The organism is Paraburkholderia sp. BL6665CI2N2 (assembly GCF_004366535.1).
Lineage (GTDB): Bacteria > Pseudomonadota > Gammaproteobacteria > Burkholderiales > Burkholderiaceae > Paraburkholderia.
This window is the reverse complement of sequence record NZ_SORC01000002.1, coordinates 18,616-37,951: the sequence shown is the minus strand read 5'-3', so window position 1 is coordinate 37,951 and position 19,336 is coordinate 18,616. Positions and strand designations below refer to the sequence as shown.

Genomic DNA, 19,336 nt, shown 5'->3' with positions numbered 1-19,336 from the left:
GGAGATTGAGATGTCCATTCAGGCAGTCGGTCAAAGTGCGGTACAGGCGTCGGCTTCGTCCGTCACATCGAACTCGGGTTCTGCGTCGGCGACGCCGGCATCGCGTACCAGCACAACCGCTTCGTCGGCTACGGGATCGAGCACCAGCACGTCGACGTCGTCGTATACCGTCAATATCAGCAATGCCGCGCGTGCATTGATGGCGGAAGCCAGCGAAACCTCGGTGCAAACCGCGCAGGAAGCTGGAAAGGGCGATCAGCAGGCGCAACGCCTGCTCGCCAGGGAGGCCTCTGCCAAGGCGGCTTAAACACGCGCCTGGAGGTTCAGTTCGAACGACCCGCCGCGCGGACTCGGCGGCGGGTCTTGCCTGCATCGGATGGGTGCGGTATGAAGCGTTTGTGTCAACCGCTGCGCACCCGGTCTTGCTGGCTCGGGCGGCCGATGACCCGCGAGTCATCGAGACCGTTTTTATAGGTCCGGCGAGATTCTTTTATTAATTCTGGCTCCCTTAAGGTTGCCATAAGGACAGGCGCGAGATGATCTGAAAGTTTTTGATTGCGCTAATGGCCCGCGACGAAAGCTAACTGCTCATTGCCGTCGGCATGGCTTCCCTGTGCGTTCGTGTAGCGGACATGGGTCGGCGCTCCCGCAACATTCGGAGTGCAGTCCGCATCTTACTTTCAGTCGCAGAATCGGCAGTTAATATTTCAGTAGCATTACTACCATTGCGGATAGCTGACTGCGCCGCACTATCTCTACGGGGCCGCCCGTTCGACTGTCAGGCAGTGAACGACTCGGCTTCTATCTTCGGCCAAACATATTTCACTTCATTACGCGGACACAATCGCGACATACGATTGACGCGTGATTGTGGTAGCCGCTTTGACTAACCCTGCTGCTTGAGGTGGAGTCATTTCGTTGTGCGGTCACTGTCGCCTGACTTTCAAGCCGAAAATTTCCATTCATTAGGACACCAATATGAAGATGAAGATTTTTCTGTCGGCAATCTCTGTCGCAGTGGTACTGTCCGCGTGCGGCGGTAGCAGTGACAATGTCACGGCAACGCCGGGGCTGGCTCCCGCAAATACTACGCAGGTCCCTAATACGGCGACTGCTGCAGGTTTTTCTTTGTCGGTATTTGCCACGGCGCCATCGGCGGACTCAAAGCCGGACTCGATTGTCCAATACAACAATACGATCTTCATTGGCTATCAAATGGCGGGGGACGTCAAGGACGGATCGGTTCCAGGACTTACCAACACGGTCGTCCAGTACGACTTGAGCGGCAACGTACTCAAAACCTACGCAGTTCCCGGGCACGTCGATGGGTTAATGGCGCGCACCGATACGAACACGCTGTGGGCGATGTCGAACGAAGACGCAAATCCTGAACTGACCATTATCGATCTCGCGACTGGGGCTCAGAAGACCTATCAGGCGACGGTCAATCCGACCGCGCATGGAGGCGGTTTCGACGACATGCAACTCATGAACGGAGTCGTGTACGTGAGCGCCTCCAATCCGATCACGCCGGGCGCAGCGCCAACTGTCGTCTCGCTTACGTTGAATCCGAATGGCACGACGTTTGACGTTGCACCCGTCCTCGCCGGCAACGCCTCAATGATCGACATGACGCCATCAGTTGGCGGGGCCGCAAATCCGACGTTCAACCAGCCCATCACGTTTAATCTGACCGACCCTGACTCAGAAGCGATCGACGCAGCGGGCGATCTGGTACTGGACAGCCAGGCTGACGGGAAACTGGTCTTCATCCATAACCCAGGAGCGAGCCAGAGCGTTAGCATCCTGTCGCTGACGCTCTACAACGACAAGGACGGGCCGACCTATCCGGTTGACGATACCCGCTGGGTTCCGGCGCCGGGACCGAAGGGAACGACATTCATGCTCTTCACGGATGCCAGCAACACGACCTACCGCGTAGATGCGCCGTTCAAGCAGGGCGATGCGTACAGCGCGGGGCAAGGACAAGTTATGCAGCTGGACGTCAAGACCGGCCATTTGACGCCTGTAGTTGCAGGCATCGGAAGTGCCTCTGCGCTGCAAGATCCGCACGGTGTTCTGTTCGTGGCGCTGTAAGTCCATACGGCCATCGCCTTCCCACCCTTCATATGCTTGTTGCAAGAAGGGTGGGGAGCTTCAGGCGATTCCTAACGCCTGCAATATCGGTAGATGTATTTCAGCAAAACGATTCGCTTTCGCAATCATATCGCCGCTGGTGTCAAGTGGGCTGCCGGAAACCTCCTCCGCGACGTGAGCTGTCGCGGGACTCGCGCGCAAAGCAGCCTCGGCGAATTCGGCCCAGTGTGCTGGTTCCCTCAAGTGCCGTCGCCTCGCCAACAGGAAGAGCTGTGGCAGACGCGGAATCAAAACGCCCGATCCGGACACTGGACTGACCAAAAATTGTACCTGCCCATGCTGGAGCGCTTGCTCGCAAATGGCGGCGTTCAGCCTGTTCGATGACGGACGAGCGAGATCAATGTGCGCCTCATCCTGTACATTCAGCAACACGCCGGCCCCCACTAACAATGTCACGGCCTTGACGACGAGGGAGAGCGTAATCCCACGGGAAAAGTCTCAACAAAAGATTGTCTTCGGGCGAACAGCGATGCCGCCGCAGTGTGAAATCCATTTTTAACTTAGACTTGAATGTAGCGGTCGGCGACGTGCTTCTGGCGGCACGCAGGTCGTCGTCGGCGAGCGCTCAGCTAGCGGCCCGTCTTCGCTGGGCAACCGTGACTCCGGGAGGCAATCATCACCCGAGCAATCTGCACAGTTCTTTCGCTTGCTGGCCTTTTCGGAGCGAGCATAAACACGTTGGCTGACCCTATACGAATCAAATCTGGCACCTATGGCGCGAATTGTGGCACTCATCATGGAAATTCAACTCGCGCGTTGGCTCTACATTGTAACGCCGTCGACACCTGCCGCTATCCGGTTTTCTTGCCGGCGGCCTCTCGTACTCGAAAGGCTTGCAAAGCCGATTTCATTGCCGAATGGTCTTGCGGGCCGGGAGAGTCTCATCAAGCAACGGTCAGATCTGCCGCGAATAACAGCGGGGGAATTCTGGTGCTGACTTGCGTTCCGTCCACCGGTGCAGGCAAATAACCGATTCGACAAGGGCAAGCGTCTGATCCGCGCTTCATCGGCACGATCTTCGCCATGTTTTCCTCTTGTTTCCCGCGAACGCCTTGCGTTGCGCGACGGGGAGAGAGTCGCTTTATGAACCGTTTACTTTGTGGAAGCGCGACTCATCGTACGATAGCAGCGACGCCCGGACGGCTCGTGTCATGGGCGCGCAGGTGATCACTTGCATGTTCCGTGAGCCATACCGGAAACGGTGAACCGTGGAATGTGCGATCGCCTTCTCCGTCGTGTCGACGACCTCCCCGGTCCGATCAACCGATGCACCCGCTTGAGAACGGGTCGCGAAATCTGTGCACGTATGACCGCTGCGCTCGGAAACGGGACGGTACGCTGGCCTGTCTCCCAGCGGCGGCTTGGGGCCGGTCAGACCCATTGAGGCCGACTCGAGTCCTAGCCGCGCGAGCGCTTGACATAGACTAGTCCGTGGCGACGGAAAATCTGTAGGAGTATTGCTGTCGCTACGACATTTTGAAGTGGCTTTGACAGCGCTATTTGTGAGTAATGCTAATATCTGTCCACTTCGTCGGACCTCCGCCTCACTTGGCAAGTCGGCTGCGAGTTTTCACGCGTCAAACGCGAGGTTCATTGGGCAGCGGGTACGGAAGCGTTCGAGCCGTTCAGTCGCCGCTTTTCGGTCTTTCAATCCGATTGCGCAACTGACAGTCGTGCAGCGCCAGATTTGTTCCTGCAGCGATGCCGCCGCCCGTCGACGAACCAGGCTCGGTCCTCATCCTGCAGTGCCGAGGAGGTCGACCGCCACTTCGACTTCGCGAAGTCGCGTTTTAACTTTTCGGTGTGCGGCAGATGCCGTACGAAATACAGAGCTCTCTGGTGCGCCGAAGGTCCCAGGGCATTGCGAGGTCAAGATCGAAACAGAGTGCGTTTTCGGGGCAAGTTTGGTGGGGGACCCTGAACACGCTCGGACGATATAGCGTTCGCGTTCCGTACCTCAGTCATCAACGCGCCACGGGCGACAACAGTTTTTCAAACTACAGGCCGGAAAGGATCCGGACGAGTATCGGGCGGACTGGCGTACACCGGGCCACATCCGCTGTATCCAACTGCACATCGACCTGCGAAGCGTGCATAGTGGTCTATCGCGTCGCCACGCCGTGCCGAATCGAATAGCGGATCAACTCCGAATTGTTCGCGATACAGAGCTTCTGCATCATTCGCGTCTTGTGCGTGCTGACAGTTTTTCCGCTGAGTGCGAGCGTTTCGGCAATCTCGGTGATGCGTTTGCCGCCCGCGAGCATCTGCAGCACCTGAAATTCCCGACCGGATATCAGTTCGTGCGGCGGTGCGTCGGTGGATTTGGGGCCGAACACCAGTGCGTCAACGAGTCGGGGCTCAACGAAGTTGCCGCCGCTCGCGAGCGTGCGTATTGCCGTGAGCAGAGTCTCCGGGGCGGTGTCCTTCGCGATATAGCCTGTTGCACCGGCGCGCAGCGCCCGCGAGGCAATTGATGCGTTGTACTCGCCGAAGGCCAGGATCGGGATTGCTGGCCATTTGACGCGTATGCGGCGGGTCAACTCGACGCCGTTGATATCCGGCATCGACATATCGAGCAGCAGCAGGTCAAAATGGCGCGTGGGCAGCAACTCGAGTACCACTGCACCGTGCGTCGCCTGCGTGGACACGACGAGCCCAGCCGCATTCCCGATGATGTGATCAAGGCCCGCGCGCACCACCGGATGGGGGTTGGCAATCAGAACATGGATCATGGGAACATACTTCAGGTCCGTATGTGGTTGCCGGGGAAGAGTCGACGCTCGCCGTCCTTCATCCAGCGTGTAACCGTTTTCTGCGCAGTGCGCCACAGCACCTGCTTGTGTCCAACCTTCAGGTCCTGCTGTTGCAACTCTCCAGGGCGACGGACGAACCCGCCGAAATCTGGCGCCGGCCGGTTGCGTCATCAACGCGGAGCCACACCTGTCCGTCGCACCGTGCGCAAATGGCCAGTGCTCCGGCATGTGACGCGTCCGGGCGATACATGGAGGCACGGTATCCGCATGCTGCACAGGCGTATGCGTAACGCACTTCAGTGAGTGTTTCCATCAACCTTCTCCCTGTCATCGCATCTTCAGCTTGACTCTGGAGCACCGGTAGAGACAGTTGGAAACGCCATCCCATTCGTCTCACAATTGGTATTCCTTACTGATGTCCCCCGCCCGTTCCGGATCCCGCCCGGGCTCTTCGTCCAGCAGGCCGCAGACGTCGACCGTCAGGTCGTTGTCACTGGCGAACCGCATTACAAAATCAAATGCGTCGGGACAGATACGTCCCAATTCGCGCGCGACGCGCAGGCATTTGACGTCCTGCTCCACAACGGGCATCGCGAGCGGTGTGCTGGCGATATGGTTGCCGGGGCAGCGTTCACCCACGAACAGCGTAATGACGCCGCGCAGGCGCTCGGCCCAGTCGCCCGGCCGGAACAGCGTGTGCTGCGATGTCACGCCGCGGATCAGATAATGTTCAATGCCATCACTAGACATGTTGCAGTAATCGCGGCATGCGCGTCGTCAGGTAGCAGGTTCGCGCTTTGGGTTCGGTCGGCACGGCCAGCACCGCGCTGGCTACGAGGAAATGCCGATGTCGAAAGGCATCCCGCGATTGGACCGATGCTCGGAGACGGAAGCATGAGGGGGTCGCTCCATCGATGATGCGATTCTAGGAGAACGGAACCTTCTGGACGCTTTCACCCATGGTGACTTGTGATGGGGGTTTTCCATAATGAAATCGGGCAACCGGCGGATCTATCGTCTGCAGCCGAGAACAATCTTCACCCGCAACCGGATGTTCATTCAGGAAATCCGGACTCGCAATGCAGCAATTTCTGACGCAGGTCGTCCACCGCGTCCGATAAAGCCCTCGGCACCGTTCCTGTTTTGGCTTCATGAGAAAGTACCCCTCGGGCCACCCGGACTAACAAGCGGGAAAAAAGCAGATTCTCCGCGAGTCCAGACAATGGGCCCGTCCTGCTGATTGCAATGCCGATGTGCCAGCGCAGGTAGTAACGCCCTTGTCATGGAAATCCCCTAAACGAAAGACGTTGCGGTGAAAGCCGGGAGAAGGATTCATGCGCCCATAATCGCGCCATCGATCCAGACAGGCAGCACTTCGCGGCCGACAATAACGGAGACTATCGATGCAACCGAAAACCACTGGGTTTCGTCACATTGCTGGCGCTTGCTGCCTGCTGTTTGGTCTTGCCTCGCAGCACGCGACGGCCGCCGATAGCGGGAAGATCACAATCATGGTCGGGGGCATCACCAAGCTGATTTACCTGCCCGCGCGCCTGACTGAACAGCTTGGCTACTTCAAGGACGAGGGACTCGACGTTGAACTGCTGTCGCAGCCTGCTGGCGTCGACGCAGAAAACGAACTGCTGGCCGGCGCCGTCCAGGCTGTTGTGGGTTTCTACGACCACACGATCGATCTGCAGACCAAGGGCAAGGACGTCAAGGCGATCGTCGTGTTCGGCCAGGTGCCGGGCGAGGTCGAAATGGTATCGACCAAAGCGGCCGACACGATCAAATCCATGGCCGACGTCAAGGGCAAGACGCTGGGCGTGACGGGCCTCGGTTCGTCGACCAGCTTCCTGACGCAATACCTCGCCGGACAGCACGGGATCCAGTCGACCGAATACACGATGCTGCCGGTAGGTGCCGACGCCAGTTTCATCGCTGCAATCAAACAGAACCGTATCGACGCTGGCATGACGACGGAGCCCACGATATCCGCATTGCTCAAATCGGGCGAGGCGAAGGTGCTCGTCGACATGCGCTCGGTCGAGGGCACGAAGGCGGCGCTAGGCGGTACGTATCCCGCGTCGAGTCTCTACGTGCAGGCAGCATGGGCTGATTCGCACAAGCCGGAGGCCACGAAGCTCGCTCATGCATTTGTTCGCACGATGCAGTTCATTCACACGCATAGCGCCGAGGAAATCGCGGCGAAGATGCCCGGCGACTATCAGAAAGACAAGCCGCTTTACGTGAGCGCCCTGAAGGCGTCGCTGCCGATGTACACGGTCGACGGGAAGATGCCGGCTGATGGTCCGGAGACCGTGCTCAAGGTGCTCGCGGCGTTCAATCCGTCGGTCAAAGGCAAGCATGTTGAACTGGGCAAAACCTACACCAACGAGTTTGTCAGCGCCAAATAGGCCGCTGGTGCGCTGAGAGCGTTTATGCAGCCGGCGCGGTCCGACTCCGTTGTGCTCGCGGTGCCGCCCTTGCGGCGCCGCTTATTTCCATGGATGTCCTGAATGAACCACGTTGTTTCCCAGAACGCGCCGGTCATCGAATTTCGCTCGGTGTCGTGTCGCTTTATCAGCCCCGATGGCAAGGCGACGGTCGCGTTGCGCAACTTCAGCATGTCGGTAGCCAAAGGCGAGTTCGTCGCAGTGGTGGGGCCGACCGGTTGTGGCAAATCGACCACGCTCAGCATGATCACCGGACTGCTCAAGCCGACCACAGGGGAAGTGCGTGTGATGGGCGCCCCGGTTGACGGCATCGATCCCCGCATCGGTTTCGTGTTTCAGGCCGATGCGGTGTTCCCATGGCGCTCAGTGCTCGATAACGTCGCGGCCGGCCCACTGTATCGTGGCCGCTCAAAGTCGGCCGCGCACGACGAGGCGACCGAATGGCTGCGCCGCGTCGGGCTCGAGAAGTTCGGCAAGCACTATCCGCATCAACTGTCGGGCGGCATGCGCAAGCGCGTCGCGCTCGCGCAGACTTTCATCAACAAGCCGGAAATCCTGCTGATGGACGAGCCGTTCTCCGCGCTCGACATGCAGACCCGCACGCTGATGCAGGATGAACTGCTGCAGTTGTGGTCAGCCAATGCGGGCTCGGTGGTGTTCGTCACGCACGATCTCGAAGAAGCCATTGCGCTGGCCGACCGGGTGTTCGTGCTGAGTGCGCGACCCGCGACGCTGAAGAAAGTCTATGAGATCGATCTGCCGAGGCCGCGCGTCACGTCGGAAGTTCGCTACGACCCGCGCTTCATCGAGATTTCGCGCGATATCTGGCACGACCTGCGTGAAGAAGTACGCATCGCATGACACAAACTCTGGTTCAAAAGACAATCATGAGCACCTCTGAAAACATCGCGGAAGCAGGCATCGACGCTGCCTCGCTGGCCGCTGTTGAGCGAATTGCACAGCGACGGCTGCGCCAACGGCACGCGCTGATCATCGGCTTGCGTGTGTTGGTCCTGGTGGTCGTGCTCGGCGGATGGGAGATCGGCGGGCGGACGAAATGGATCGATCCATTCTTCTTCTCGATGCCATCGCTGATCTTCGACCAGATCGTCGACTGGTTCGCGAACGGCACGTCACAAGGACCGCTGCTGGTGCAGGTCTGGGTCACGCTTGAAGAAACATTCCTTGGGTTTCTGATCGGTTCGGCTGGCGGCATCGTCTGTGGGGTTGTACTGGGTCGCAACAAGCTGCTCTCCGATGTATTCAGCCTCTACATCCAGATCGCGAATTCAATTCCGCGGGTTGTGCTTGGTTCCGTGTTCGTGATCGCGCTGGGCCTGGGCATGGCGTCGAAAGTGGCGCTGGCTGTCGTGATGGTCTTTTTCGTCGTGTTCGGTAATGCCTTCCAGGGCGTGCGGGAAGCTGACCGTTACATGATTGCGAATGCGCAGATCCTCGGCGCGTCGAAACGCCAGTTGACTACATCGGTCGTGATCCCGTCGGCACTGTCGTGGATTCTCGCCAGCCTGCATGTGAGCTTCGGCTTCGCCCTGGTTGGCGCGGTGGTTGGCGAGTTTCTCGGCTCGAAACAGGGCATTGGCCTACTGATCTCGACTGCGCAGGGCGCATTTAATGCCAGTGGGGTTTTTGCAGCGATGATCGTGCTCGCAGTGGTCGCGCTTACGGCAGACTATCTGCTTACCACGCTGGAAAAGCGCCTGCTGAAATGGAGACCTGCTGCATTCTGACGCAGAAGGCGGGAGGTGGCATTTGCAATCAGCGGGGATAACGAAACGGGCAGTGCTGATCGAAGTCGGGGGCAGCCGCGGAACATGTCCGGGAGAGTTCACATGATGCATAGTCTGCGTGCACGCCTGCTGGGGTGGCTGCTGGTGCCGGTCGCAGTATTTGTACTCGTCACCGGCCTGACGTCATACGACGCGGCGCGTGAGACCGCCGGGCTTCTGCAGGACAATGCATTGCTCGCCTCTGCCCGCATGATCGGCGAGGACGTGAATTGGGACGATGGCGTGCTGATTGCCAGGATTCCGCCCGCAGCGCTCGAGATGTTCGAGTCCCCCTACCAGGACCAGGTGTTCTACAGGGTGGTCAAGGGTCGTGCGGGCCTGCTCGGCGGCAATCCCGACCTGGCTCTGCCTGCGCATGCAACGCCACGCCCCGTGTTTTACGATACGGCGCTTGATGGACAGCCCATCCGTGCGGTCGCCTATGAGCGGGAGCTATACGACTCGGGCGCAACTGAGCCGGTCACAGTTGTCGTAGGCAAGGCGCAGGCATCGTGCCGGGCCATGCTGCAGGCCTTGTGGCGTCCCCAGCTGGTCCGCGAGGGGTTGATGCTGGCGCTCGTGGTTGCACTTGCGCTGCTTGGGTTGACCTTTGAGTTGCGGCCGCTCATCAGGCTGAAGGATGACGTCGCCGATCGCGACGCGTTGCAACTCGAACCTGTCCGGATCGAGCGCCTCCCTTCCGAACTGCGTCCCGTCTTCGACGCGATGAACCAGTGTATCGCGCGCCTGAAACTGCATGCGACCACTCAGCGAAAATTCATTGCGGACGCCGCGCACCAGTTGCGCACGCCCCTCGCGCTGTTGGGAGCACAGATCGAGTGCGCCCGGCCGTGCGGGCATTGCGGGCCGCTGCTGACAGATGCGCTGGCGGGCATACGTCCCAGCAGTGCGAAGATGATCGAAATGACCAACCAGTTGTTACTACTCGCGCAGGCCGAGTCGTCACCGCCTGGCGGCACGCGAGTCAGGGTGGACCTGGCCGCTGTGGTGTCGTGCGCACTGGAAGAACTCGTGGTGGCTGCACAGCGGCGCCAGATCGATCTTGGCGCGGGGTTCACCGGAGCGGGTTGACGGCGCTCGCGACAAATCTGGTGGATAACGCGATCCGCTACACACAGGAGGGTGGAAGGGTCACCGCAACGTGCCGGGCGGAAGACGATGAAGTTGTGCTGCAGGTGATCGATAACGGTCCCGGCATTCCGGCCGAGGCGCGTGCCCACGTGTTCGAACGTTTCTATCGCTGGGCGACTGATGCCGGGGGAACGGGTTTGGGCCTGTCGATTGTGCGCGAAATTGCGCACTCGCACGGTGGAACGGTCGCATTGATGCGGGACGCGGAGCATGTCGGCCTCGTCGTCACGGTCCGCCTGCTGAGTTGGCGTGATTGAGGAAGACGCAATGAAGTTGCTACTGGTGGAAGACAACATGGAGCTTGCGCACTGGATCGTCAATCTGTTACGCCTGGAGAACTTCGCGGTCGACTGTGTCCCGGACGGTGAACGCGCGGACGGGGTGCTCACGACGCAACGCTATGACGCGGTGCTGCTTGATCTCCGGCTGCCACGAATGGACGGCAGGGAAGTACTGGCACGACTGCGCCGCCGCGGCGACACCGTGCCGGTGTTGATGCTGACGGCGCATGGTTCGACCGGGGACAAGGTTGACTGTTTCAGTGCGGGGGCCGACGACTATGTTGTCAAGCCGTTCGACTCACGCGAGCTGGTCGCCCGTATCAAGGCGCTGATCCGCCGGCAGTCAGGTGGCATGTCGTCATGTCTGACCTGCGGCGATCTCCAGTACCTGTCCGATACGCGGGAGTTCCGTCACCACGACGCACCCCTGCCTTTGCGGCGTCGCGAGCACACCGTCCTGGAAACGCTGATGTTGCGGCAGGGCAAAACGGTCTCGAAGACCATGCTGATGGAAAGTGTGTTCAGTCTGGACGATGAGCCGAGTGCGGACGCCATCGACATCTATATTCACCGCCTGCGCAAACATCTCGCGGGGTCCAGCGCGCAGATCATGACGCTGCGAGGCCTAGGTTACATCCTGCGGCAAAAGGATCCCGAATAATGGGCATCGGCGTGTCGTTGGGTATATCGGTATATTCACTTAGTTGTACAAATGACACGCGAAAGGAGCGTGAAGGATTGGGGTAACTAGGATAGCGTGCATCACGTCAGATTGACGTACCGGGACGGTACGGGCTAGAGCAGCCGCAGGCAAAAAATCAGACTTTCAACGCAGTAATCAGAGGAGACGATCTTGAAGAAAAAGTATCTTACGCTGGCTATCGCGGCCGGTGCGCTTGGAGCGACAGCCGCGCACGCGCAGTCGAGTGTCCAGCTTTACGGACTGATGGACCTGAGCTTTCCTACCTACCGGACGCACGCGGACGCGAACGGCAATCACGTGGTCGGCATGGGCAACGACGGTGAACCGTGGTTCAGCGGCAGCCGCTGGGGTCTCAAGGGCGCGGAGGACATCGGGGGCGGCACGAAGATCATCTTCCGGCTCGAGAGCGAATTTGTGGTTGCCAACGGCCAGATGGAAGACCCGGGCCAGATCTTCGACCGCGATGCGTGGGTCGGTATCGAGAACGACACGTTCGGCAAGATCACGGCAGGCTTCCAGAACACCATCGCGCGCGATGCCGCTACGATCTACGGCGACCCCTATGGGAGCGCGCGGCTGACCACGGAAGAGGGCGGCTGGACGAACTCGAACAACTTCAAGCAGATGATTTTCTATGCGGCCAGCGCGACGGGCACGCGTTACAACAACGGTGTCGCCTGGAAGAAGCTCTTTAGCAATGGGATCTTCGCGAGCGCAGGTTATGCGTTCGGCAATTCGACGAGTTTCGGCTCCAACGCCAACTACCAGGCAGCACTCGGGTATAACGGTAGTGTGTTTGACGTATCGGGCTTCTACAGTCACGTAAATCGCGTTGGCTTTACCAACCAGACGTGGTCGGTGGGTGGCAACTATAACTTCGGCATTCTGCGCGCCAATGCAGGCTATTTCCGGTACCTCGGCAATCAGGGCGCGCTCGGTCAGCGTCAGGATAACGCGTGGACCGTGTCGCTCAAGCTGTCGCCGAAGGGCCCGCTCGACTACCAGCTCGGCTATCAGCAGATGCGCGTGAAGAACGCCGCGTACAACGGCGACGGTGATATCCCGAACGCGAACATTGGCGCGTTTGATCCGGCGTCCGGCCTCCATAACGGCTTCAAGGAAACGCTGTACGGTTCGGTGTTCTATCACCTGTCCAAGCGCACCGAAGTGTATCTGGCCGGCGACTATATGCGGCTCCATGGTGGCTATACGGTCGGCAGTACGTTTGGCGCGACCAACCAGCTTGAACTGACGACCGGCGTGCGCACCCGCTTCTGATCCCCGAAGCCGTGCCTCTCGGCTGATTCATCGACGAAATGTGCTCCTCTTTGCGGCGACGGATATATCCGTTCGCCGCTTTTTTCTGTTCCGCGGGTCGAGGACGACTACCATGTTCAGAAATACCACCATCCGCACCGCCCTTACGGTGACGGTCGCCGGCTATACGGCCGCATTGGTGTTCGTAATCGCCGCGTCCGTCGCGGGTCTTAAGACGGCCAACGCGGCGCTGGAAAAGATGTACAGCGAAGAGACGGTTGCTTTGCGCCACCTCACCGCGAGCGGCGAAGCGATTTTGCAGGTACGGGTCGATCTTGGCGCCTACGAAACGCTCGTCGCACAGGGAAAACCCACCGACGCGGTACTAGCCCGCGTACACGCCGGGCTGGCAGACAGTGATCGCGAACTGGCGGCCTACCTGATGCAGCCGCCGTCGGACAGCGTGGAGAAAGGCCTGGCTGACGCCCTGCGCGCCAGACGTGAGCAGCTGATGAAACAGGTGCTGGCCCCCGAAGTGGCGGCGCTCGACCAGAACGATTTCATTACGTTCCGCACCACCGAGCGTCAGGCGCCTGAGGCGGTGTTCAGCGACTATAAAGGCGCCCAGCTTGCCTTGGAGAACGTTCAGGTGCAACAGCAGAAGGCACGCTTCGCACTGGCCCAGGAGCGTTTTCATCTGCTGTGCTGGGTGTTTGGGGCGATCGGATTTGCCGCGCTCGCGCTCGGGGTGTTCGCGCGCTTCATGGTGACAGCCTCTATCGTGCGGCCGATCAACGTGGCGATCCAGCACTTCGAGCGCATCGCCGCAGGTGATCTCACGGAGCAGATCGCGAGTGTGCGCGCCAACGAAATGGGCCGCCTGATGGGCGCGCTGACCCACATGCAGGAAAGTCTTGTGGCTGCGGTCAGTCAGGTTCGTCACGGAACGGCAGCGATCGCACACGGCGTGCGCGAGATTGCAAGCGGAAACGCCGACCTGTCGACGCGTACAGAACAGCAGGCGGCGACGCTGCAGGAAACGGCTTAGAGCATGGTGGAATTGACGGCGGCAGTCAGCCAGAATGCCGACCATGCGCGAGAAGCCAGGGCGCTAGCCGAAAGTGCGTCGGAGATCGCGGCGCGCAGCGGCGACGTTGTCGATCAGGTCATCGACGTGATCGCGGACATGTCGTCAGGATCGAACCGGATCGTTGACATTATTGGCGCAATAGAAGGTATCGCTTTCCAGACCAACATACTCGCGCTGAATGCCGCCGTTGAAGCTGCACGTGCTGGCGAGGAAGGGCGCGGATTTGCGGTGGTGGCAGGCGAAGTGCGCGTCCTGGCGCAACGCTCGGCGGCCGCGGCGAAAGAGATCCGGGAACTCATCAGTGGGTCGGTCGCAAAGGTCCGGAACGGGGCCGAACTCGCGACCCGCGCTGGCGCCACGATGGCGGAAATCGTCAGCGCTGCGCGCAATGTAACCCGTATCGTGAGCGAAATCAGCGTAGCTTCCGAAGAGCAGTCGCGTGGGATCGAACAGATCAACCGCGCAGTCACGCAGATGGACAATGCGACCCAGCAGAATGCCGCGCTGGTCGAGCAGGCTGCGGCGGCGGCGTCGCTCGAAGATCAGGCGGGCGCTCTTGACGACGCGGTTGCCGTGTTCCGGCTGCATGCATCGCGCCAGCAGCACGACGAGGAACTTCGCAGGCAGGATCGGGTGGCGTCAGAACTAGCGACCACCTGAGCAAACGTCGTCGAACACTTTCGGTTCGATACAAACAGGGTCATCGCGGTGCAACCCGAGCCCTGGTTACCGGTCCAACCAGTGGAGCGGGCGGGTGTGCGGGAGGTGTCAGATGGGCGCTCGAGCGACGTTGTGGCGGCTTGGGGTTGGTTTGCTAACCTGCATGTTCGTGGCCGGCTTTGCGGGATGCGATGCGTTCACCGGACCTCCCGCACCTGAATGGCCGGGCCCCCACGCACCGTATCCTTTTCCCAACGACGTTCCGCATCGAACCAGATGATGTCGCACGGGCGCGTATGTTCGCGCGCGTTCCGTGTCAGTCGCAAAAAGCGCAGCGCTGCCGAACCCTGCAGCGCCTGCACATGAAATGCCGCGACGGCCGACGCTGACTGGCATACGTTCTAACAGGCCGCCATGAACATGAACGCGTTGCTTTCTTCGCGTCATGGCTGGTCGGCTTGAGCAGTCCGGTGATCATGCTGAGGGTGGTCGATTTGCCACAACCTGTCGGCCCCGCCACTGCGACGAACTCGCCTTTGGCTACCGACATGCTGAAGTTGCGCAACGCGACCGTCCAGGCCGAAACCAGCGTGCTGTTCGAGCTGATCGCCGGGAGGTACGAGCGGAAAATTCTTCTGATAAAGGCCAACCAGCCGTTCTCAGGCTGGAATGACGTCTTCCCCGACCCGGGCATGACAGTGGCGGCCATTGACCGGCTTGTGCGTCACTCGACGATCTTCGAACTGAACGTTGAAAGCTATCGACGCCGCAAAGCCAGCGACAAACAGAAGGAGCGGCGCCGTCAATTGCCCGCTGACAATCCGAACGGAGCGACAACCATGTCCAACTGACAGCGACAAACATCTCGACCGACCGGCCAAGATGTTTGTCGGTAAACCGGACTTCCTGCTTGACGCTGTCCAGGCCACGCCGACCTGATCGTCGAACCCAACGTGCAGTTCGTCGCGGCGGCACTCGATCGGGGCTTGGCGAACGCGTGACGACGGTAGACGGGCGGCTTCAGGGAAGTCGGTGCGTCTCGCCTGCTCGCGTTGACTCCTCCAATGCCGCCGCATGACAACGATGTGTTTTCAAACAACCAACACGGGGTATCCGTGTGTTGGGATACAGTCCTCATACACACACTTAAAATCACCGGTAAAGAGCGTAGGCTTGAAAAAAGACTTGTATAAACATTTGGTTACACGTTGACGAGCACCTCGAGACGAGCTTGGCGCAAAACATGCTTTTTCATCGGGCGAGCGCAAATTAAATCGCTCGATACAGCCCAGACATTCTTGCCAAACTACTTCCAGTAGGTGAAAGAAATGAGCACACTGAATATTGTCGACCTGCATCAGGAGAAGGAACTGTCCACTTCCGACATGTCCCGTATTGTTGGCGGACACGATATAGACAAGGAAAAAGCACTCGTTGAAGCCTGCCGTGTTATAGACGGGATAAACGGGTTATTAAATACACCGGACCCAGCCCCCGCGCACGTCTCGATGAAATTGCCTGGATAATTATCGCCCGTTGTTAAACGGCAGCCGTAGAAGGCAAGAATTCGAGTCCAGATAAGAGTCTGCAATAAGGGCCAGGTGACCGGTCCTTATGCTTTTAGCCGCTGTCGCCCTGGTTAATATTAGTTCGGGCATTGGGCGAAGCAGGTTTTGCTCCCCGACCAGGCCGACGGATAGGTGCCGCCGGAGAACGAAGCGGCGCAAAGGGCAGGCTCTGCGTCAATGGTCGCTCACACAGCAGCTTCACCGCGGCAGCACAAAAACTCAACCTCGTTACATCTCAGGTTTCGCGTGCTATCGCAGACCGGACAGGCTTTAGCGTTGGTACGCCATCACTACATTTGCGCATGGGGCGTTGTACTTTGCAACACCCCGTGCCCCGACCTCATTACTGCGCGGCCGGCTCGCTGCCGCCCTTGCGCTCGAATAGTAGTTCCAGGATGTCCCGCAGGCTCAGGTTGAACCGGTGGTACCACCGTACTGCGCAGCAGATGACCGACGCCGGCAAACGGAAAACCATAGTAAGGTGATTTGCTCTTCTTCATCCCGCCATTTTACCGGCACGGTCATCAACTTGATCAAAGCCGATTTGACGGCTGCGTCGCAGACGTTGCAAGTTGTCGACAGCCATCTGCTAATGGCATTCCGCACCGTTGGGCGCACGGTGAAACATCTACAGCGGCATTCCTGGCATCGCAAGTCAGCGTGTTGACGAAGCGGATGGGCGCGGCCACGGAAGCGCTTCGAGTTCACGATCCGCTTCATGACTTGTGTTAGCGATAGGCGAGCGAGAGCGCCCGCAGATTCTCCATGCAAGCGGCAAGAATGTCTTCCTCGCGCGGGGGTTTTTCCCGCACGCGGTGATCGCTAGAGTTCAGTTAACCGTTCCGGTTAGGTCATTCTGGAGAATTACCATGAAGATTGCTTGGATTGTGTTGTGTACCGGCTTACTGGGTGTGATGGGCGCGGCTCCATCGATGGCTCAAGCGTCCGAACTGACGCGCGCCGAGGTGAAATCAGAACTTGCCGACTATCAGGCCGTTGGTTACGAGTTCTCCGAAGCAGGGTACCCAGAGCTGGCCGTCGACGCCGCGCGCAAGGTTGCCGCATTGCGTGCCGCACGTGCCGCCGCCGGGTCCGTCCAGCAAGCCGAAGTTTCAGCGAAGCAGAGGAACTGAAGGGTTCTGTCGCAAGAAGAAAAGTGCGTTGGACAATGCCCCGCATGGTGAGGACTACTTATACCACTAGCGAGTGGAAGGTAAGCGACTCGTCCCACTTGCTATTACCCACAACTCCGTGGCGAAACCTGGTAACCTGGCCTGCGTCAGGTTACGTGTGCGCCGAGATGAACCGATTCACGAGGTAGCCATTGGCCGCGTGAATCTCGACGCCATCGAAGCCCGCACGTAGCGCGTTCTGCGCAGCCTTTGTGTAAAGGCCGACCAACTCGCCGATTTAGGCGACGCTCAGCTCGCGTGGCACCGATGGCTCGACCAGCGTGCCGCTGCCGGGGCCCGTTTCGATGGACGCCTTTACCTTCTGTGCCGCGATCGACGACGGCGCAACCGGCGCCGCGCCTCCCGGCTGCAACGCGGTATGCGACACGCGGCCGACATGCCACAACTGCGCGAAGATGGCGCCGCCTTCAGCATGTACCGCGTCTGTCACGCGACGCCAGCCTTCGATCTGTTCGTCGCTGTAGATACCGGGTGTCCACGCGTAGCCCTGACCGCGCGGTTCGATCTGCGTGCCCTCGCTAATCATGAATCCTGCGCCGGCGGGCTGGCGGTAATAGATCGCGCTCGATGCGGTGGGTATGTCGCCGGGCTGGGCGCCTCTCTGGCGCGTCAGCGGCGACAGCACGATACGGCTGCGCAAGGTGTGCCGTCCCAGCTTGAGCGGCGTGAAAAGTGAAGCGTATTCCATGTTCTTTTCGCTCCCGAATGACCTGAGTCGCCCGTTGCGACGGGCTAGACCGAGCCGGCTGCGCGTTTTCGTGCGCGATCAGCTAACTGGCTCTCTGGTGGAAACGCCGCGCGCCTGCCGGACGGCAATGCGCGTCGGCAGATATGCGGTTTTTATTGCGCGGCGAGCGCCGGGTGCTTCATCAAAGCGGCGGCAGCGGAAGAGGACGAAGCTGGGTTTTGTCCGGTGATCAGAAGGCCGTCGGTGACTACGTACGGCGCCCAGTCGTCGGCCTTCGAATAGATGCCGCCCTTGGCCTTGAGTTCGTCCTCGACGAGGAACGGCACGATCCCGGTCAGGCCGACCGCGGCTTCTTCCGAATTCGTGAAGCCCGTGACCTTCTTGCCTTCGACCAGCGCCTTGCCGCCCGGCGTGGTGACGTGGCGCAGCACGCCCGGTGCATGACATACCAGCGCAACGGGCTTGCCTGCAGCGAGGAACGACTGGATCAGCGCGATCGAATTCGCGTCTTCGGCAAGATCCCACAGCGGGCCATGACCGCCAGGGTAAAGCACCGTGTCGAAGTCGGCCTGCGAGACGCTATCCAGACGCACCGTCGTCGCGAGTTGCGCCTTGGCCGCTGCGTCTTTTTCAAAGCGATGCGTCTTGTCGGTCTGATTGGCCGGCTCGTTGCTCTTGGGGTCGAGCGGCGGCTGACCGCCTTGCGGCGAGGCCAGCACGATCTCGGCGCCTGCGTCCTTGAACGTGTAGTATGGCGCGGCCAGTTCTTCCAGCCAGAAGCCGGTCTTGCGGCCACTGTTGCCCAATTGATCGTGAGAGGTCAAAACCATTAATACTTTCATGTCGTTCTCCAATGAGTGAAGTGAAGTTCCAGAAATAGTAGACCAGTCGTCTAGTAAAAACCGCTAATAAAGGCACTTCCAGGGAAGTGCCGCCTGCGTGCTACTTATGCGTCATGGATTCAGATCAAGCAGGTGCCGTGTCGTCGCCATTGCGTTCTCGAACGGTTGCAGATTGCGCACGATCTTGACCATCACACTTGCGCCCAGCCACAGCTCGTACAGACTTTGCGCCACCGTCGACGGGTCCTCGTTCACCGCAAGCGACCCTTCGTCAACACCGGCCTGGATCGCGCGCGCCAGCCGCATGATGATGCCTGAGGTGCCGCGGTTCAGCGTGGCGCGCATCGCCTCGGACATATCCGCGACTTCAGCGCCCAGCTTGACCGCGAGACACTTGCCCTGACAGTCCGAGAACGACTGGCTCTGTTGCCAGATTTGCCAGTAGTTCATCAGGCGCTGCGCCATCGTCAGGTTCGGCGCGGCGAGCGTGTTGTCGAGATCGGCGAGGTACTCTTCAAAATAACTTTCCAGCAACGCCACGCCGAAGGCGTCTTTCGAAACGAAGTAGTGGTAGAACGAACCCTTCGGCACACCCGCGGCGGAAAGGATCTCGTTCAGCCCCACGGCTGAGAAACCTTTCGCGCTGATGATCCGTTGCCCTACGGCAATGATGTTCTCGCGAACATCGGCCGATTCGTGTGCGTTTGCGGTAGCCATGGATCAAACCATAGAGCATAGTAGACCAGTCG

The 19,336-nt window shown here is 59.7% G+C and carries 15 protein-coding genes and 5 pseudogenes; 13 read left to right on the top strand and 7 right to left on the bottom strand.

The window, feature by feature from the left end; all coding sequences use genetic code 11:
- Positions 1-10: 10 nt before the first annotated feature.
- Positions 11-307: a hypothetical protein gene (locus B0G81_RS37815; RefSeq protein ID WP_134143348.1), complete on the top strand. Its 297-nt coding sequence runs from the start codon at positions 11-13 to the stop codon at positions 305-307.
- Positions 308-978: 671 nt separating this feature from the next.
- Entirely contained in the window at positions 979-2,097 is a 1,119-nt protein-coding gene (locus B0G81_RS37810) for a hypothetical protein (protein ID WP_134143347.1), read from the top strand.
- A gap of 2,162 nt (positions 2,098-4,259) precedes the next feature.
- Here the strand turns inward: B0G81_RS37810 and B0G81_RS37800 are convergent.
- Entirely contained in the window at positions 4,260-4,889 is a 630-nt protein-coding gene (locus B0G81_RS37800; RefSeq protein WP_134143851.1) for a response regulator transcription factor, read from the bottom strand.
- 414 nt (positions 4,890-5,303) lie between these two features.
- A complete protein-coding gene (locus B0G81_RS37795; RefSeq protein ID WP_134143346.1) occupies positions 5,304-5,660 on the bottom strand; it encodes a DUF3579 domain-containing protein in 357 nt (118 codons plus the stop codon).
- A gap of 653 nt (positions 5,661-6,313) precedes the next feature.
- Between B0G81_RS37795 and B0G81_RS37790 the strand changes: the two genes are divergently transcribed.
- From B0G81_RS37790 to B0G81_RS45660, 8 genes and pseudogenes are all read left to right on the top strand, one after another.
- Complete coding sequence (locus B0G81_RS37790; protein WP_134143345.1) at positions 6,314-7,327, top strand: ABC transporter substrate-binding protein; 1,014 nt, start codon at positions 6,314-6,316, stop codon at positions 7,325-7,327.
- A 102-nt stretch (positions 7,328-7,429) separates the two neighbouring features.
- Positions 7,430-8,227, top strand: a complete 798-nt coding sequence (locus tag B0G81_RS37785; protein WP_134143344.1) for an ABC transporter ATP-binding protein — start codon at positions 7,430-7,432, stop codon at positions 8,225-8,227.
- Between the two features lie 26 nt (positions 8,228-8,253).
- A complete protein-coding gene (locus tag B0G81_RS37780; RefSeq protein ID WP_134143343.1) occupies positions 8,254-9,114 on the top strand; it encodes an ABC transporter permease in 861 nt (286 codons plus the stop codon).
- Between the two features lie 102 nt (positions 9,115-9,216).
- Positions 9,217-10,562, top strand: a pseudogene (locus B0G81_RS37775) (sensor histidine kinase N-terminal domain-containing protein).
- 10 nt (positions 10,563-10,572) lie between these two features.
- Positions 10,573-11,247, top strand: a complete 675-nt coding sequence (locus tag B0G81_RS37770; protein ID WP_134143342.1) for a response regulator — start codon at positions 10,573-10,575, stop codon at positions 11,245-11,247.
- A gap of 189 nt (positions 11,248-11,436) precedes the next feature.
- Positions 11,437-12,567: a porin gene (locus B0G81_RS37765; protein ID WP_243856890.1), complete on the top strand. Its 1,131-nt coding sequence runs from the start codon at positions 11,437-11,439 to the stop codon at positions 12,565-12,567.
- A 40-nt stretch (positions 12,568-12,607) separates the two neighbouring features.
- Positions 12,608-13,594: a Tar ligand binding domain-containing protein gene (locus B0G81_RS45665; protein WP_347877478.1), complete on the top strand. Its 987-nt coding sequence runs from the start codon at positions 12,608-12,610 to the stop codon at positions 13,592-13,594.
- A 3-nt stretch (positions 13,595-13,597) separates the two neighbouring features.
- A complete protein-coding gene (locus tag B0G81_RS45660) occupies positions 13,598-14,296 on the top strand; it encodes a methyl-accepting chemotaxis protein (protein ID WP_347877477.1) in 699 nt (232 codons plus the stop codon).
- A 442-nt stretch (positions 14,297-14,738) separates the two neighbouring features.
- Here B0G81_RS45660 and B0G81_RS37755 read toward each other — a convergent pair.
- Positions 14,739-14,870, bottom strand: a pseudogene (locus B0G81_RS37755) (ATP-binding cassette domain-containing protein); the annotation flags it as partial.
- Between B0G81_RS37755 and B0G81_RS37750 the strand changes: the two are divergent.
- Together B0G81_RS37750 and B0G81_RS37745 are read left to right on the top strand one after the other, a co-directional pair.
- Positions 14,842-15,147, top strand: a pseudogene (locus tag B0G81_RS37750) (ATP-binding protein); the annotation flags it as partial. The pseudogenes B0G81_RS37755 and B0G81_RS37750 sit on opposite strands and share 29 nt — an antisense overlap.
- A 477-nt stretch (positions 15,148-15,624) precedes the next feature.
- A complete protein-coding gene (locus tag B0G81_RS37745; RefSeq protein WP_134143340.1) occupies positions 15,625-15,822 on the top strand; it encodes a hypothetical protein in 198 nt (65 codons plus the stop codon).
- Between the two features lie 415 nt (positions 15,823-16,237).
- On the opposite strand, the pseudogene B0G81_RS45000 reads toward B0G81_RS37745, so the two are convergent.
- A pseudogene (locus B0G81_RS45000) lies at positions 16,238-16,339 on the bottom strand (IS6 family transposase); the annotation flags it as partial.
- A gap of 394 nt (positions 16,340-16,733) precedes the next feature.
- On the opposite strand from B0G81_RS45000, the gene B0G81_RS37735 reads away from it, so the two are divergent.
- Positions 16,734-16,997 carry a DUF4148 domain-containing protein gene (locus B0G81_RS37735; protein ID WP_134143339.1) on the top strand — a complete coding sequence of 88 codons (264 nt, stop codon included), beginning with the start codon at positions 16,734-16,736 and terminating at the stop codon, positions 16,995-16,997.
- Positions 16,998-17,154: 157 nt separating this feature from the next.
- Here B0G81_RS37735 and B0G81_RS37730 read toward each other — a convergent pair.
- The 3 genes and pseudogenes from B0G81_RS37730 to B0G81_RS37720 form a co-directional block, all read right to left on the bottom strand.
- Positions 17,155-17,745 (bottom strand): annotated as a pseudogene (locus tag B0G81_RS37730) (alkene reductase); the annotation flags it as partial.
- Positions 17,746-17,897: 152 nt separating this feature from the next.
- Positions 17,898-18,587: a type 1 glutamine amidotransferase domain-containing protein gene (locus B0G81_RS37725; RefSeq protein ID WP_134143338.1), complete on the bottom strand. Its 690-nt coding sequence runs from the start codon at positions 18,585-18,587 to the stop codon at positions 17,898-17,900.
- Positions 18,588-18,698: 111 nt separating this feature from the next.
- Positions 18,699-19,304, bottom strand: coding sequence for a TetR/AcrR family transcriptional regulator (locus tag B0G81_RS37720; protein WP_134143337.1), 606 nt, complete (start codon positions 19,302-19,304; stop codon positions 18,699-18,701).
- Positions 19,305-19,336 lie beyond the last annotated feature (32 nt).